The organism is Chryseobacterium sp. G0162 (assembly GCF_003815715.1).
Lineage (GTDB): Bacteria > Bacteroidota > Bacteroidia > Flavobacteriales > Weeksellaceae > Chryseobacterium.
This window is the reverse complement of sequence record NZ_CP033922.1, coordinates 4322568-4340124: the sequence shown is the minus strand read 5'-3', so window position 1 is coordinate 4340124 and position 17557 is coordinate 4322568. Positions and strand designations below refer to the sequence as shown.

Sequence of the window (17557 nt, the reverse complement as noted above, 5' to 3'; positions counted from 1 at the left end):
TGCTCCGAATTATTTAACTTAAGCTATACGAGTCACTTTACATATTTGCTTCCTTTTAAGGATCAATTTTGAGATAAATCTTTAACAGTATAAATATTAGCAGTAGCAAAAATATCTGTAGCTCCAATTAGTTTTTTAGCGGCATCGACATCTGCATTAAAATATATTACCACAAGATCCTTTCTCGCTCGTGAACAAGAAACATAAAAAAGTCTTCTGGTTCTAGCTATCACATTATCTTTTCCATCTTCAATATTTTTTTCATCTGTATCTGAAAGAGGAATAATACCAAAATATTTATCATATGAAAAAAGATTATGAGAACTTTCATCATCATCTAAAATTGTAATGACTTTTTCGAATTCAGCTCCTTTAATACCTTGCTGTGTCGCAAATGGAGATTCATCATCACAGTATTTTTTATAACCTAAGAATTCGTTTGCTTTGCATGCAAAGTATCTTTGCATTGCATCTATCTCAATAGCTAAAGAATCATCATCACCATCATTTTGTTCAATAAACTCGCTTGCTATTGTTCCGCTTAAGTGGGCAACTATTCTTTCATCCAAAACGATCAGATTATTATCTTGAATAATTTTAAATACATCTAGTACAGTAGAGTTTGATGAAATATCCATCATCTCTATTAATTTGTCAGTGGCTATTTTTAGATCAACCAAAGCCTTTCGTAGTTCGGTCCCTTTTAAAGTCCCATTTGATAATTTTGGACATTGATTACGAAGAATATTTAAAATATCGAAATTTGATCCCTTATTATAAAATTCTACGACTGGAAGAACAAAATTCATAAATGGCTTGAGTGGCCAAGCACTACCATCAAGAAGTCCATCTTTAAATGCAGAAGGCGCAGTGTCATTCATTGAAGCATAAAGATTAGGGAATCCTAATCTAATAGCAGCCATTCTATGGACAATAACTAAAATTTTAATATTATCAGACAGCCATGATACATCTTTTTGACTTTCAGCCATCCATTGTTGAACTTTGTTCACATTTTCAGTTCGGAATTCATCGATTGGTAATATAAATATTTGTGAACTTCCTTCTACAGGTTCACCTTCCTCAATACGTCCTCCTATTTGCTCTAATCCATCTGCTGGTTTTCTAATTGCATTTATAGTTTTTAATATTTGTTGTGAGCATCTAAAATTCTCTGGTTTAGTAATCGTCTCCCATTTTTCCTCAACAGGAATTTCTCCGACACCAGTCGGGAAAATTTTCTGCATGGGATCCCCAAAAAAACCCAAACAAAATGTTTCACTATGTAATGAATCAATTTTTTTAAATGAGGTAACTATATGTGGAAAAGTATCCTGACTTTCATCAACGAATATATATGGATATTTTTGACTAACAATTGTACCAAGCATTTTAAAATCCTCAATCATTGAAATGGCCAATTTAATAATATCATCATGTCCAAGAATACCTTTACTATAATTACTACCTGTACCATAACCAAAATAAGGTATACTTTCGATTGTTAATGCTTGAAAATTTAATTTTTCTAATTGTCTATAAAGCTTATCTTTGGATATTCTTGTACGTGGATTATCTATTTTTGATTTTATATCAAACTGTTTTTCACCGATACGCTGGATCACCCACTTCTTAATATCTTTTTGGAAAGGTTTGATTATAGTCCAAAGAAAGCTATGAATAGTAGAAACATGCACAAGAGGATTACTTTCAACATCATTCCAAATTTCTTGTGCAGCTATCTCAGTATAAGTAATACAAGCTACTTGTTGCCCTCTTCTTCTCAAAACATCCCCCTTTGTTGTGATTATATGATTTAATGCTTTAACAAGTGATGTTGTCTTACCTGAACCTGCACCAGCAATCATATTAAAACTTACTCGAGGAAATTTGTCTAAACAGGTTTTTAATTTAACATCAGCTTCAGTATCGGGAGAATTTAATCTTTTAGTCATTGGATTGTTTTTTAGATTCATACTCGGCGCTAGTCATATCACTATGAATATTTTCCTCCAGTATTTCTTTAGGTACAATTGGAATATCTACCTTTACTTGACGGTCTAACCATTTTAGCCCTTCTTCTATATATTTAGGCACAATCCACTCCTCTGAACTTGAAGATAAAACCCCTAACGCAAAGCTTGTTTTGTTAAATGAATTAGATTTTACACGCTTATGTATTTTTTCAGTTAGTTCAGTTATGCTTTTAGGTTTAGTTCTAAGTTTTAGTCCCACATGTTTTCCCTCTGATGACTGACACCATTCTGTGTTTTCTAAACCAAAAGCTTCCTCCAAGGTCCTACCTACTACCATATGTTTTTCCTCACCCCAAATTATTTCTACCATTCTTTGAAATGTAATATATACTGTCGACAAACTAGCTTCTGTTGGGTTCTGAATTAGATTTTCACTATTACAAGCTAAAAGATCAGAAATTAATACTTTCTTAGGCAGCCATTTAACAAGTGTTTGGTTAGAAGTAATTGCATTTTCAAAGTCAGGTAGACATGCTTTTCCTATAAGATATTTTTTTATTATTTCTCCAGATTCAGCAGAATCAGAAATTTCCAATTCAACATCTTCATCGTCTTCATCTTCATCACCCATATTGGCACTACCATCTACTGTTTTTTGTTTTACACTATCAAGATCAGTAATAACTAACGCTGGTATACCTAAAAATTCGATCAAGCTTTTAAACTTATAAGCATAAGCCCCACCGACTTCTAAAATACTCAAATAGGCTTTGGTTAAATTATCCGCAGATTTTTCAATCATCGCAGGTAATAATATTCTTTCGACATTTCCTTCAACCAGAATTGCAGCATCTGCAAAAAAAAGATCACAATGTGTCATTTTCATGTATCTTTCAAAAAAATATTTTTCTGGCTCATCCTTATAAAATGTAGAAAGATTTAAAGCAACAGAATGTTGGTCAGTACCTGCAATCCCCTCTCTTCTAAAATATCTTACAGGTTTAAAACCTCTTTCATACAAAATATGAGGTGAATGTGTTGTTACTGCTAACTGCATTCCATAATAATAAGCATCTTCATCTGTAATCTTCAAAATATTTAATATTTGCCTTATAAAGACTTGTTGTAGTTGTGCATGCAAATGGGCTTCAGGTTCTTCAATTATAATCAGTTGTAATAAGGCTCTATCTTCTTTTTCATCTATCCATTGGGCCTGTAAATCTAATAGTTCTACAACCATGTATATTAAGTTTTTAAAACCTAAGCCATTATAGTTATCCGGCAGCGTAAGTCCGTTTGAAGTCCCATCCATAGAATAATGAACCTTTGTATCTTGGCTCATTATAGTAGTTGGATTCAATGCTGATTTAATAACTAGATGAGGATTGGAAACACCAGGGTATCCCAATTCTCCAAGCCTTTCTAACATGTCATTAAAAACACTTTTTAAGTGTTCATTTAATTGGGTTTCAGAGTCAAATAAAGCACTTAATGCATCATGGTCATCTTCTCTTTTTTCAAGATTTCTTTTATAAAAACGACTCAAGCACTTAGAAAGGTCTTCAGATCGAGCGTTTGAGGCTTGATCTGAAAGATACCTTTGAGCATGTAAAGTATCTACTCTAAGTAGTGATTTTACTAATGGTTTACTCTTATCATTTTGTAATAAAAGCGGTGTATAGTTTTCTTTCTGATTAAATTGTTCGTCAAACTTTGATTGATCTAGGGAATAATATCTAAATTCATACTCCTGACTTAAGTGCTTACTTAAAAAATCAATCAGATTTTTAGGCCAAGGCTTGTATTTTTTATCTTTTTCTTTTGGCACATACTTAGCAACCTTAGCTTTAGATTCCATAAATCTAACTAATGTTTCCCTACTACTTTTAGGCTGAAATACAATTCTAAGTCCAATTATTGAACCTTCCCAAGTTAAGTCTGGCAAAAGATATAAAACTCTGTGCAAATCAGTTTCTCTGATGTTAAACCATAAATCTAAACTTATTTGTGGAAGCTCAATATCATCAATAATACTCTGATTAGGATCATCACCAATGTCATTAATAATTGACCAACAACTTGAATTGAAATCATAAATAGTGAATTTATCCTTTTGATTGTTTACAAACATATCTAAGGCATGAGTAGCTGAGGTTTTACCACTGTTATTAGCTCCAACAAGAATAGAAATATCAGACTCAACATCCACAAGAATATTTTTAAAACGGCGGAAGTTTTGAATCCTAAAACAGTTAATTTTCATGGTTAGTTTTGAGATTTTATTAATCATAATATTAAGAAAAATTCATACGCAATCAAAACTCAGAAAATCATTTTTTAATTATTAAAATTAAGAGAGCTCAAACCATTTTGAAAATAATAAAAGAGGATTACACAATTTGTTTATTCCGGCTTAATTTCAAAATATTTTAAAAAGTCTATTTGAAGTTTTCATTATATAGAACCTTTATTGAACTGTATTATTTCTCAAATCTGTCAGTAAGAAAATTTAAGATATAAACAGACATCTTACGAAGCCTTTGCTTAAATATCTAATTTGACTCGTAGACTTTGTTACTTTACAAAATATGATAATAATCGCATAACCTAACAGAATTCAAATAAAAATACAGCGTATTTAAACGATTTATTTTCAATGCATTAATATTAAAACATTTTCTATATCAGCAAAAAAAGAGTTTGGATAGCGTCCTGTCAAGTTCACAAAAACTGAAAATAGCACCAATAATACTGGTGCTATTTTTATTTAAAACCTCATCAAACCGTCACATTTTAATTAATTATCTATATGAAAAAAATTATTTCACTTTTAACCTTATTACCTTCTGCCCTGTTATTTTCTCAACAACTTACAGGAGTAGGGTTTCAAAAGGGAGAAAATGAAGCTTGGGCTATTAATGTTAATCTGTCTACAAAACAAAATGTTGTAGTTTCTTATCCTGTATTAGGATGCTCCGGTAAATGGACTCTGATAAAAGAGGAAGGAAAAAAAATCTTATTTAAAGAAGTAATTGAAGAGGGTCTTGATAAATGTACACCCACAGGCTTTGTTACTTTAGTGAAAGACGAAATATCTCCATCCGCTTACAGATTTTACATTTTTGAAAAAAAGGAAGACAAAACTCCTTATGCTATTGGAGTTCTTGAAGAACAATAAAAACAGGCTTATCTGAACAGATAAATTATCACAATAAAAAAAGAGCATTGATTATAAAAATCAATGCTCTTTTTTTAACCATTCTGCTAAATCATCCAAAGCAATTATCGTTGAACTCTCTATAACAATTTTTGAAAAAGATGTGAGTATGCCTCAGAGAAAGCCATACCCACAACAATACCTGATCAGACTGCCAGGAAATAATAATTTAAATAATGTTTCTATTCTACATCCCTTATTAAGAAAGTGAATTTCTACCGTCTTTATTTTTTAATGATTTTTATGGTCTCAATACCTTTTTCTGTTTTTACCCTAATCCAATAAGAGGCTGGAATAAGAGATGACAAATTAATTTCTGCTTCCCCACTGCTTATTTCCTGTTTTATAAGAGTTTGTCCTAGAAAGTTAATCACTTCAACATTTACAATAGGTTGTTCGGATCTCAGGAACACCTTGTTTGTAGCAGGATTAGGAAAGAATTTAAATTTCGTTTTTTCTACTGACGATACATTTAAAGAACCAGAACATGTAGTCCCGGTATTTATAATACTATTGCCAACCCAGTTAGAAGAGTTGCCGTTTAAAGCAAAACCAATAAGAGTTCCATTGTAATTATTTCCACTGCTGTCTTGCAAGGTTGTTATGGAAGCATTATTCGCATTAGCAACGCCCTGATTGAATTTATAATACGCCATTAATCCTATTCCCGGACCCGACAGCTCACAATTCATATGGCTTGTTATTTCACCGGGAGATAAAGCTCTATTCCAGATTCTTACTTCATCCATAGTTCCTGTAAAGCTATTGGCAGCATTATTAAAAGCGCCTAATCTAACCATATTTCCTCCTTCAACTGGGTCAATATCATTATTGGTATCAACTAATTCTCCATTTTTATACAATTTCATTGTACTAGTAGCAGCATCATAAGTTACTGCAACGTGATACCAAGTATTAATAGACAATGGCACGGAGTCTTCCACACTAAACCAACCACCATTATGCCCAGCAGAAAGTTTACCGGAACTATTGGGGATCCAGAAAGCGTGCAGCCCATCCGAATCACCACCAGAGATAATGTTGTTCTGGGTGCTTAAACTTTTCACATAAATCCAAGCTTCTTTGGTATAACTTGTAGGTAAAATGCTTCCACAGTTTACATAATCGTTTGCGCCATCAAAATCCAACGCTGATCCTTGCTGAGAAAATCCAAATTGGAAAATCATTAAAAAATAGGCAACCCAAATTTTTTGAAAATTTAGTTTGAAAGGCATTAAAAGTATTTTTCTTTTCATGATAAGAATTTTTATTAATTACTTCACAAAATTGTATTATTCTTCCGGAGATTCATATAAGGGTAAACCCCTGAATTGAAGATTGTATAATTTTCAATATTAGAAATTGATACATTTGTAAAAAAATATAGGTATGCCTACGATTAAGAAAATCATATTCTTATTCATTACTTTTTTCACATTATCATGCAGAGAAAAAAAGGAAAATTTTTATTTTGAAAAAGTAACTCCGCCAAAAGAAGAGCCTACAAAAGTCTGGTTAAGAAAAAATGAAAACTATAACGCAGATAAAGAACGTTACCTGAAAGTTTTTTTAGACTACTATCAAAGTAAAATGGCAAAAGGTGATTATTCAGACGCTTCCAAAATTCTGGATTTAGTGACTACAAAATTTATTTATTTTTATGATTTTGACCCTCGTCTTACCAACGTTGTAAAAGAATTTGATGAAAGGTATAGAAGAGAATTACCACTGATAAAAACAATTTACATTGATAGTTATTATGGCAATTTAGAATTTGACAGAGACCATCTCAACAAGGCTAAGGATTACTTTTTAAAAATTACAGCCTTAGAACCGGATGATTATAAAAGCTGTTACAAAATAGCCCGTGCTTATTATGATTTATCATATACTTATTTTGTTTTAGGGGATTTAAAAAATAGCATAGAAGCGAATGAAAAATCAAGAAACTACTCCATAAGAATCAGAGATCGGGAAAGTATAGCTTCTGTAGAGTCGAATTATGTCAATATCTACAAAGCAAATGGTTCTTTCCAAAAGGCGGTCGCAAGTGCGGATGAAGCGATAAAGATCTCTAAGGAAATCGGGAACACCTATGATTATTTTATGGGCAAATACAACAAATGTTCTGTGTATGGTTTCTTTAATCAGCATCAGTTGAAAAATAAATACATCCACGAAACTTATAAAGAATATTTAGCCAGTCAATATGATAATGATGTACTTCTGCTTGGTATTTCAGATTACGAAATAGAAGCTTTAATTGAAGAAAATAGATTAAACGAGGCCCAAATAGTTTTAGACAGAATAAAGCCTGTTGCAGAAAAAAATACCTCTCAAAATTGGCAAAAGGATTACCAGGCAACATTAGCTTTATATCAAATCGCCAGAGATGTAAAAACGTGTAACACAAAATATATAGAAAATTCACTACCCAATTTGCTTGAACATAAAAACTACGAAAGAGCTAACCTATTTTATAATGTTTTATTAGAAAAAGCAATTCAAAGCAGAGATCCAGACAAGGTTGTTTTTTATAATAATGAAGTGTACCGTACAAAGGACAGCTTATCGAGCGCAAAAAGTAAGCTGATCAATTTAGAACTCGCAGCAAAATATGAAACGAAAGAAAAAGAGCAGGAAATTAAACTCCAACAAGAAACTATTATCAATAAAAATGCTGTTATTGTGGCTTTAATACTCGTTTTTATTGCCTTGTTATTAGCCATTATTATTTATTATTTAAAGCAAAAACAAAAGAAATTGTCTTTAGAAAAAGAAAGATCATTGCAATTTACCAAAAACCTTCTGGATAAAACCGAGGAAGAACGCAAAAGAATCGCCTCTGATCTCCATGACAGTGTGAGCCATGAACTATTGTCGCTTAAGCATTCGTTTGAGGTAAGCCAGCTTCAATTAAACGACAAGGTGGATAGCATTATTAATGACATCAGAGCCATCAGCAGAAATTTACATCCCGTTCTTTTTGAAAAAATAGGACTCGAAGCCAGTTTAGAACAATTCATAGAACGTATCCAAAATACCCATCGTTTTATGATCTCATCCGAAATCCATTACCAGGATGGTCTCACGACTGAAAAAGAATTACAAATCTATAGAATTGTGCAGGAAGCTGTTTCAAATATTATAAAATACGCGGATGCTATCGCCGCAAAAGTAATTTTAACAGAAAACAAAGACAGCGTTATTTTAGAAATTATGGATAATGGAAAAGGGTTTAATGTAAAGGAAACGCTGGAAAAAAAGGATGCTTTTGGTTTACACAATATCATAGAAAGAAGCAAAGCAATTGGTGGACAAGCCACTATCACATCCACTGAGAAAGGCACAAAAATAGTGGTACAAATAAAAAAATAATACAATGAAAATTCTAGTTGCAGACGATCATCCTTTAACCCTGAATGGAACCGTTTCTTACCTTACCAATTTGGGATATAACGTAGTGAGTGCCTGCTCTAATGGAACGGCTGCACTTAATTACATTCAGATTTATTTGCCGGATGTAGCGGTTTTAGATTTAAATATGCCCGGTCTGGACGGATTGGAAGTGGCCAAAAAAGTAATGGAAAATAAATGGCATACCAAAGTGATCATCCTTACGATGCACAATGAAACTGGAGTTCTGAACAAAGCAAAAGAATTTGAAGTAGATGGCTATATTTTAAAAGAAAAAGCTTGCCCCGATTTAGAAAAATGTATGAAAGAAATTGCTTTAGGAAAGAAATATTATTCCGGAGCTTTACTTCAAAATTACACCATAGAACACACGGATGACCTTGGCAAACTCAACCTATTAACACTTTCTGAAAGAAAAATAATAGAATTAATAGCGGGTCAAAAAACCAGTAAGCAAATTGCAGAACTACTTTTCCTGTCTGAAAAAACAGTAGAAGGACACCGTACCAGAATTATAGAAAAACTGGGCATTCCAAAAGAAAAAAATGCATTACTGATTTGGGCTATACAGAATTATAAAAAATGAAAGATCTCTGGTTATTCAGATGGGTGAACTAAATTATGAAATGTATGATAAAGCGAATATGGCAAGGGTAAGAAAACTTTAATACATCATGAAAAAAATAAACTGCTTCAAAATAAAAAACCGTCTCATACCAATAGTGAAACGGTTTTTTTATTACCTATAAGATCGGGAATTCGTTTATCTTCTGCCTCTTCCACCACCACTTCTGTGCATTCCTCCCATTCCCATTTCTCTTCCTCCTCTGTCAAATCCCTGTCCGCCCGGAAAGTTCATGCTGTGGATCATTGGGCCGGAATTATGATGAAATTGTCCCATATTATTCCTCATATTCATTTCATGATCCATTTGTTCTTTGCTTGCGGAAACCCGGTTATCACGCATACCATCCATTTCATCTTTATTCGGATGATACATTACGCCTTTTCCTCCATTAAAGCTCATACGATTGTTATTGACAATATTCACTTTATTGATGTAGGTGTTGTGAATATTATTATTCACTCTCCATACTGAAGTGTTGTACATAAAATGGCCATGATCCCATCTTCCGCCATAGAAACCGCTTCCAAAATATCCGAAACCATAGTTGATTCCTCCATAATACCCTACTCTAGGTCCCCAATATCCAGGATGCCATCCGTAGAAGCTATCGTAGAATCCCCAGTATCCAGGTGTCCACAATAGGCCAACAGAAGGAGGCAAAATCCAGACTCCTGGAACCCAGTAATATCCACTCACATCCCAGGCCCAATATCCCGGGGTCCACAAATAACCATCTCCCGGACACGGAGGCTGTACATAATCCGGTAATGCAGGTGGTGCAAGCTGAGTTTTTACAGTAACAGTCGTTTGATCATCAATATACCCAGTATTCTGTGCAAAAAAAGAAGTTGTTGCAAAGAGAACAATAATGGAAAGCATTATCAATTTTTTCAGAGCCAGGTACAATTTTGCAGCAAGCAATTGAGTACCTTCTGAGATCATATCATCCTTCATTAGAAATACGTCTTCATGATAGGAAATTGTGTTTGTTTTCATAAAAAAGAGATTTAAGGTTTGATTTAAATTATTATATCATACCTCATAGAGGTTATAGTTATCAAAAAATTACAATTGAAAAACTATAATGTATGGGGATTACTCTTAATTATTTTTGGGGATAAAGATATTAATGTTAATAAAATAAAACCATTATTTATTTTCTATTGAATAATATCCTTTTTCCAATCATTTATATCCAAACTACAGACCAATCTCACGAATTAAGCATCAATAAAATTAAAATTATATTAAATATTGAAAACTAAATGAATACAATATTATTGAGAGGACAAAAAACAAATGGTGTAAGCTCAAAAATTTTTATATAATTTCAGTCTTTAAAAATAAAACGGTTATCAAAACGGTCTACTTTAATTAGATTTAGAAACGTAACATTTTTGGTCATACTATTTTTTTTGAGGTAAATTGATCCAGTGAAAACCGTCTTTGGCAATGAGTGCATCTGCATTTTCAGGGCCCCATGAGTTGGCAGGGTAATTCGGGAAACTTGTCATTTTACTATTTTCCCAATGATCAAGAATCGGCATGACAACTTTCCACGCTTCCTCCACTTGATCAGCCCGCATAAATAAGGTCTGATCTCCCGAAATAACATCTAACAATAGTGTTTCATAAGCCTCCGGCGACTCGGTCTTTGTTTTTTCCGAATAATCAAATACCATGTCCACCGTATTCAGCATCATTTCAAGACCCGGCGTTTTGCTTTCAAGCTGAAATTTAATCGACATATCTGGTTGGATACTAATAATGAGCCTGTTCTGTTTTGGAATAGCGTGTTCTTCATTATTGAACATATTATGTGGCACTTCCCGAAATTGCACCACGATATAGGAAGCTGTTTTAGAGAGTCTTTTACCGGTTCGCAAATAAAAAGGAACACCCTGCCAGCGCCAGTTATCGATATTGAATTTCATAGCGGCATAGGTTTCAGTATTTGAATCTGCCTGCACATCAGTTTCTTCAGGATAACCGGGAACCTCTTTCCCCTCAACCCAGCCTGATCCATATTGCCCTCTGACAGCTATGGTATCAATTTTACCCGGAATAATTTTCCGGATAGCCTTCAAAACATCCACCTTCCGGTCACGCACAAGGTCGGCATCGAAGTTGATAGGCGGTTCCATGGCAACAATACATAACAATTGCAGCAAATGGTTTTGGATCATATCCCTCAAGATGCCTGCACGGTCAAAATAACTTCCTCTATTTTCTACACCAATCTGTTCGGTCACCGAGATCTGAACATGTTCGATATGTGTACGGTTCCATAATGGTTCCATAATGGTATTGGCAAAGCGAAAAGCCATCACATTCTGAACTACTTCTTTTCCCAAATAATGATCTATCCTGTAGATTTGCTTTTCATCAAAAATGGTCAGTAAGTTTGCGTTTAAAGCCCTTGCAGATTCCAGATCTCTGCCAAATGGTTTCTCAATGATGATGCGAGCGGTTTTCTGGTCATTCTCCAGTTTGCTTTTGGAAATATTCTCTGCAATGGTACAGAACAAATCCGGTGAAACAGCACAATAATACAGTATTGAAGGATTCTGTTTCCACTCTTCCTTCAGCTTACTTACTTTCAAATAAAATTTATTGTAAGAAGCTACATCATTGATATCAGCTGCCTGATACGAAATATTTGAAGAAAACTCTGCCCACTTCTCTTTTTTAGCCTTCCCTGTTCTGGAAAACTGATTGATCCCTTCCAACAGGGAATCCCGATATTCCTGATCACTCAATTCTGTTCTTGAAGTTCCTATAATAGCGAATTTTTCAGGCAATCTGTTTTCAAGAAAGAGATTATACAATGCAGGAATGATTTTCCGCTGAGTCAAATCTCCGTTTCCTCCGAAAATAATTAAGACTGTAGGGTCTACTTTTGTATCTGAAGTTTTTGACATTTTTTATTTACTTTTTTTAAACTTAAATTAAAACAACAGGTTAGTTTTTAAAATTTTTCATCACCCATTTCATATGAAAAACAGCCCGTCATTCATTGATTGCTTTAGAATACTAAGCTTTTAAAACACTTATCATGATGGACGATCTTCCAGATTCCGAATTTTCCCCAGGCGTCGCAGATGTCTTTCAGCTCCGATGAATTTTGCATTAAGAAAAGCTAAAACCAATTCTTCGGCCATTGCATAACCTGTGACCCGTCCGCCGAGACAGATTAAATTCATATCATCATCTTCAACACCCTGATGTGCCGAGAAATAATCTGTGATCAATGCGGCCCGAATACCGGGAATTTTATTGGCAACAACACAGGCTCCCACCCCACTGCCACAAATTGCAATACCGCGGAAAACTTCTTTCGAAGCCACGGCTTTTGCAAGTGGAATTACAAAATCCGGAAAATCATCTGCACTATTAAGCTCCATTGCGCCATAATCTACCGGTTCGAATTGATTTTCAGCCAAAAAAGATTTTATTTTTTCCTTAAGTTCAAAACCACCGTGATCTGCACAGATTCCAATTTTTATGAATACCGACATTCCAATTTATTATTTAATTCTAAAATATTTTTGTCATCGTAAAGAATACATACTAAGGTCGTAAAAAATTTATATGTTTTTCGAAAATAAAACAACCGCTCTTTGTACTATATTTTCAATGCTAAATCCGTATTCTTTCATGATTTCTTCTCCCGGTGCAGATTCTCCAAATTTGTCGATTCCGATTATATCACCATCGTCAGTTGTATATTTCATCCATCCCATTGATGAACCCGCTTCGACAGCCAATCGCTTACGGATTTTTTTGGGTAAAACCTTTTCTTTATAGGCATCAGCCTGCTGATCAAATAAATTCCAGGAAGGCATGCTTACCACACGGGCGTCAATCTTATTTTTCTTCAGTTCTTCCTGAGCTTTCAAAATTAAATGAACTTCAGATCCACTGGCAATTAAGATCATATCAGGTTCTCCTTCCGAATCTGAAAGAATATAAGCCCCTTTCTCCAGGTTTTTGGCATCCGTATATTTTTTTTGATCGATAACCGGAATTTCCTGCCTGGTCAGTGCAATAGCAACAGGTCCTTCTTTGTGTTCAATCGCAACCCGCCATGCATGTACGGTTTCGTTTGCATCCGCCGGACGAATAACGGTCATATTCGGAACAGTCCGCAATCCGATCAGTTGTTCTACCGGCTGATGCGTTGTCCCATCTTCTCCGAGACCAATACTATCGTGGGTAAAGACCATGATCTGGCGTATTTTCATAATCGCTGCAAGCCGAAGTGGCGGACGCATATAATCTGAAAATATTAAAAATGTTGCGCCGTATGGAATTAAATAATTGCTTAAAGCCATTCCGTTAAGCACAGCTCCCATGGCATGCTCGCGGATTCCAAAATGGAAATTACGACCGTCCCGGTTGGCTGTGGAAAATGATGAATAAGCTTCCAGAACTGTATTTGTAGAAGGCGACAAATCTGCTGAACCGCCTATTAATTGAGGTAAATATTCTGCGATCGCATTTAGTGTTTTACCAGAAGCCTTACGGGTTGCCATATCTTCCCCTTGTTCAAATACCGGCAGCTTTTCTTCCCAGCCCTGAGGTAATTTTCCGGAAGAGATAGACTCGTATTCTTCAGCAAGATCAGGATACTTTTTCTTGTAACGTTCAAACAAGGTATTCCATTCATCCTCATTCTCTGAGGATTTCCTGCCTGCTTCACGATAAAAATCCAATACATCATGAGGCACGATGAAACTTTTTTCAGGATCAAATCCGAAATTTTCTTTTACTAAACGAACTTCTTCTTTTCCCAGAGGTGAGCCATGTGCTGACGCCGAATCATGTTTATTGGGACTTCCATAACCGATATGGCTACGAACTTTTATTAAAGAAGGGCGTCCTGTTTCTTTTTGTGCATTCCTGATGGCAATGGATAATGCTTCAAGGTCATTAATATCCGGTACATTTTGTACATGCCATCCGTACGCTTCAAATCTCCTGGAAACATCTTCATCAAAGGCCAGATCAGTATTCCCTTCAATCGTAATATGGTTGCTGTCGTAGAAATAAATCATATTTCCTAAACCAAGATGTCCGGCAAGCGATGCTGCTTCTGCAGAAACACCTTCCATTATATCACCGTCACTGCATATGGCATAAATTTTATAATCAAAAATATTAAAATCCGGTTGATTGTAACGTTTTGCCATATATTGCTGAGCGATCGCCATTCCTACTCCGTTCGCAAATCCCTGCCCCAATGGGCCGGTCGTCACTTCAATTCCCGGAGTGAGCCCATATTCGGGATGACCCGCAGTAATACTGTGCAGCTGTCTGAAATTTTCTATGTCACTTAATGTAACGTTATACCCTGTCAAATATAAATAGCAGTATTGCAGCATGCAGGCATGACCACAAGAAAGAACAAACCTATCCCGATTGGCCCATCCTGGATTTTGTGGACTGTAATGCATAACTTCAGACCATAACAAATGTCCCAGTGGTGCTAAAGCCATTGGCGTTCCCGGATGTCCTGAATTTGCTTTCTGTACTGCGTCTGCTGAGAGAACCCTTACTGTATCAATACTTTTTTGAGTTAAGTTTTTATTTTCCATTGTTACATTTTTAATTAATAATTTTTGTAAATGGGTAAAAGAAAAAGATCGAAAAACATTTTGAATTTTTTGTTTTCAGTTTCTGAATTCAATGTTCCTTCTTTTTACATCAAAACTGTGACCATTTAAAAATAAAAGATTCTATTCTTCAAAAAATCTAAACAAGACGGTAACAGGAAAAGCCTGAGGACAATTTATGGAATGGTACAATTAACAAATGAAAGGATCAGAACCGGTATGATTTATTTCTGAATCGGGAAATTCAGTGATCTACGCGAGCGATTATCCAGTAAAGTTATTGTAATCTTTGATACAGTATTAAAATTTTAAACAAAAAAAAATCCCGGATTAACCGGGATTTTAAATTCTTCTATTTACATTTATTTGACCTCTACAGGAACTGAGATTTTATCCCAATCCATTGTGAATCCATTATTGTTTATTTTATACACTAAAGTTTCCTGTGTGGCTGGTAAAGCTTTTGTTTTTACATCAACACGTAAAGCATCTTTTGCTTCTTCATATTTATAAGCACCCCATTGTTTTGGCTCTTTGTTAAAGATGGCAGTCCAGGTTCCGCTTTCTTTAGGAATTAAGAAAAAGCTATATTTACCTTTAGCCAGTTTTTTACCCTGAACAGTAATATCTTTATCCGTTTCGAAAGTTGTGGCTTCATTGGCACCTGCGCGCCACACTTTATTATACGCTTCTAAACCACCCCAGATGGTACGTCCTTTTACAGAAGGACTGCTATAAGCTATTGTAATAGTTGCATCTTTAATTTTTCCGGTTGCCGTAGCCGGAGGGCTAGCTGGTTTTTTAGCCTCCTGAGCAAATGCATTCACTGAAATTGTCATGGCAGCCATAACTACGACCACTGATTTAATCATTGTTTTCATACTATTCTTATTTATTTGTTTTTATTATTGTTTGTTTACGAATTTACTTCTTTCGGCTTATAAAACAATAGCCCGATTGCAGAAAATATTATGACTGCCGCTGCCCCAATTACATTAAGCCAAAGAAACGAAACGATATCAAACTGATAAACGGCAATCACCGTAATTTCTGATAATATCGCCGCTATAAATACATTGGAACCGGTAATCTTTTTGTAGTAAAATGCGACCAGAAAAATCCCTAATATCGGGCCGTAGAAAAGAGAACCTAATACGTTAACCGCTTCAATAAGGGAACCCATCTGCGTTGCAAACATGGCAACACCGATTGAGAAAATACCCCAGGCCAAAGTGTGCAGTCGACTATACTTCAATTCGGTGGCATCATCAGGAATTTCTTTTTTAAATATCAGATGAACATCTTTTAATGAGCAGGCAGCAAGAGAATTCAGTGCTGCCGAAATGGAACCCCAGCTGGCCAGAAAAATGACAGCAAACAGTAACCCGATCATCCCTACAGGCAAGGTATTTTTTACGAAATACAGGAAAATGTAATTGGTATCCGTTTTCTCCGCATTATAGTTTGAATGATTAATTGCTTCCTCTACCCTTCCGTGAAGTGCTTTTACTTCGGTTTGTGTGTTTTTAAAATCCTGAATTGTTTTATTGAGTTCGGGCGAATGAGTCTCTTTCAACTTTAGAATTTCTTTTGATTCTGCATTGAATTTAAGTTGTAAATCCTGATGCTCTTTTTCAAAAACGGCAGCCTGTTCAGGTTTTGTTTCCTTTAAATATTGATAAGAGCGTTCGTTAAAATAAATTGGAGCCGGTTTCAGGGAAAAGAAAGCGAAAAGCAAAGCACCGATCAGGAGAATTGCAAACTGCATCGGAATTTTAACCAATCCATTCAACAACAAACCCATTTTTGCATTGGTATTATCTTTTGCTGTAATATACCTCCCTACCTGACTCTGGTCAGTACCAAAATAAGAAAGTGCCAGAAAAAAACCACCAATCAGCCCGCTCCAGATATTGTATTTATCTTTCCAATCGAATTCTGTGGTGATAACATTGAGCTTTCCTGATTTCCCTGCCAGATAAAGCGCATCGTTAAAACCAATTCCATTTGGCATATTCTGAATAAGCAGATACCCTGCAAAAGCCATGGTTCCCAGAATAATGAGAAACTGTAATTTTTGGGTATGAGCAATTGCTTTTGCTCCACCAACATAGGTATAAATCAGCAGAATACCTCCTGTTAAAACATTGGTTAAGTAAATATTCCAGTTTAAAACGCTTGACAAGATGATACTCGGAGCGTAAATACTGATTCCTGTTGATAAACCTCTCGAAAAAAGAAAAAGCAATGAGGTAAGTACCCTTGTTTTTTTATCAAAACGGTTTTCTAAATATTCATAAGCAGTGTAAACATTTAAACGCTGAAAAATCGGGATAAAAGTGATACAGATCACAATCATCGCCAAAGGCAAACCAAAATAATACTGCACGAAACGCATCCCGTCTGTATACGCCTGGCCCGGTGCTGAAAGAAAGGTAATGGCACTTGCCTGGGTAGCCATAATCCCTAAAAGCACAATATACCAAGGCATTTTATTATCTGCTTTCAGGTAAGATTCGTTGCTTTTTTGGCCACGACCGATCAATACGCCGTAAACCACCACTACAACAAGTGTAAAAATAAGAACTGTCCAATCTATAGTACTCATGCCCAGAATTTAGTAAACCAATAATAAAATGCGATCTGCAATACTAATGCAACAGCTAATAGTATGTACCAGATATTCCAATTTTTAAGTTGCTTG

At 35.0% G+C, this 17557-nt stretch carries 12 protein-coding genes; 3 read left to right on the top strand and 9 right to left on the bottom strand.

The features are described from left to right. Positions 1-62: 62 nt before the first annotated feature. Entirely contained in the window at positions 63-1955 is a 1893-nt protein-coding gene (locus EG344_RS19375) for a UvrD-helicase domain-containing protein (RefSeq protein ID WP_123911002.1), read from the bottom strand. After that, complete coding sequence (locus tag EG344_RS19370; protein WP_228412776.1) at positions 1948-4266, bottom strand: ATP-dependent nuclease; 2319 nt, start codon at positions 4264-4266, stop codon at positions 1948-1950. Before EG344_RS19370 ends, EG344_RS19375 begins: the two co-directional genes overlap by 8 nt. A gap of 519 nt (positions 4267-4785) precedes the next feature. On the opposite strand from EG344_RS19370, the gene EG344_RS19365 reads away from it, so the two are divergent. Then, the gene (locus EG344_RS19365) at positions 4786-5154 is read left to right on the top strand and encodes a hypothetical protein (protein ID WP_123911001.1); all 369 of its coding nucleotides are present in this window, start codon (positions 4786-4788) and stop codon (positions 5152-5154) included. 263 nt (positions 5155-5417) lie between these two features. Here the strand turns inward: EG344_RS19365 and EG344_RS19360 are convergent, their stop codons facing one another. Continuing rightward, positions 5418-6449, bottom strand: a complete 1032-nt coding sequence (locus EG344_RS19360; RefSeq protein WP_123911000.1) for a LamG-like jellyroll fold domain-containing protein — start codon at positions 6447-6449, stop codon at positions 5418-5420. 133 nt (positions 6450-6582) lie between these two features. Here EG344_RS19360 and EG344_RS19355 point away from each other — a divergent pair, with 133 nt between their 5' ends. Further along, a complete protein-coding gene (locus tag EG344_RS19355) occupies positions 6583-8571 on the top strand; it encodes a sensor histidine kinase (protein WP_123910999.1) in 1989 nt (662 codons plus the stop codon). Positions 8572-8575: 4 nt separating this feature from the next. After that, positions 8576-9196, top strand: coding sequence for a response regulator transcription factor (locus EG344_RS19350; protein ID WP_123910998.1), 621 nt, complete (start codon positions 8576-8578; stop codon positions 9194-9196). Positions 9197-9373: 177 nt separating this feature from the next. On the opposite strand, the gene EG344_RS19345 is transcribed toward EG344_RS19350, so the two are convergent. The 6 genes from EG344_RS19345 to EG344_RS19320 form a co-directional block, all read right to left on the bottom strand. Beyond that, entirely contained in the window at positions 9374-10234 is an 861-nt protein-coding gene (locus tag EG344_RS19345) for a YXWGXW repeat-containing protein (protein ID WP_228412775.1), read from the bottom strand. A 410-nt stretch (positions 10235-10644) separates the two neighbouring features. Further along, positions 10645-12159, bottom strand: coding sequence for a glucose-6-phosphate dehydrogenase (gene zwf, locus EG344_RS19340; RefSeq protein WP_123910997.1), 1515 nt, complete (start codon positions 12157-12159; stop codon positions 10645-10647). A gap of 132 nt (positions 12160-12291) precedes the next feature. Beyond that, positions 12292-12756 (bottom strand): RpiB/LacA/LacB family sugar-phosphate isomerase, encoded by a 465-nt coding sequence (locus tag EG344_RS19335; RefSeq protein ID WP_228412774.1) that lies wholly within the window; start codon positions 12754-12756, stop codon positions 12292-12294. Positions 12757-12825: 69 nt separating this feature from the next. Beyond that, positions 12826-14835 carry a transketolase gene (tkt, locus tag EG344_RS19330; RefSeq protein WP_123910996.1) on the bottom strand — a complete coding sequence of 670 codons (2010 nt, stop codon included), beginning with the start codon at positions 14833-14835 and terminating at the stop codon, positions 12826-12828. Between the two features lie 380 nt (positions 14836-15215). Then, entirely contained in the window at positions 15216-15734 is a 519-nt protein-coding gene (locus EG344_RS19325) for a DUF2911 domain-containing protein (RefSeq protein WP_123910995.1), read from the bottom strand. A gap of 35 nt (positions 15735-15769) precedes the next feature. Next, entirely contained in the window at positions 15770-17461 is a 1692-nt protein-coding gene (locus EG344_RS19320) for a sodium:solute symporter (protein ID WP_123910994.1), read from the bottom strand. Positions 17462-17557 lie beyond the last annotated feature (96 nt).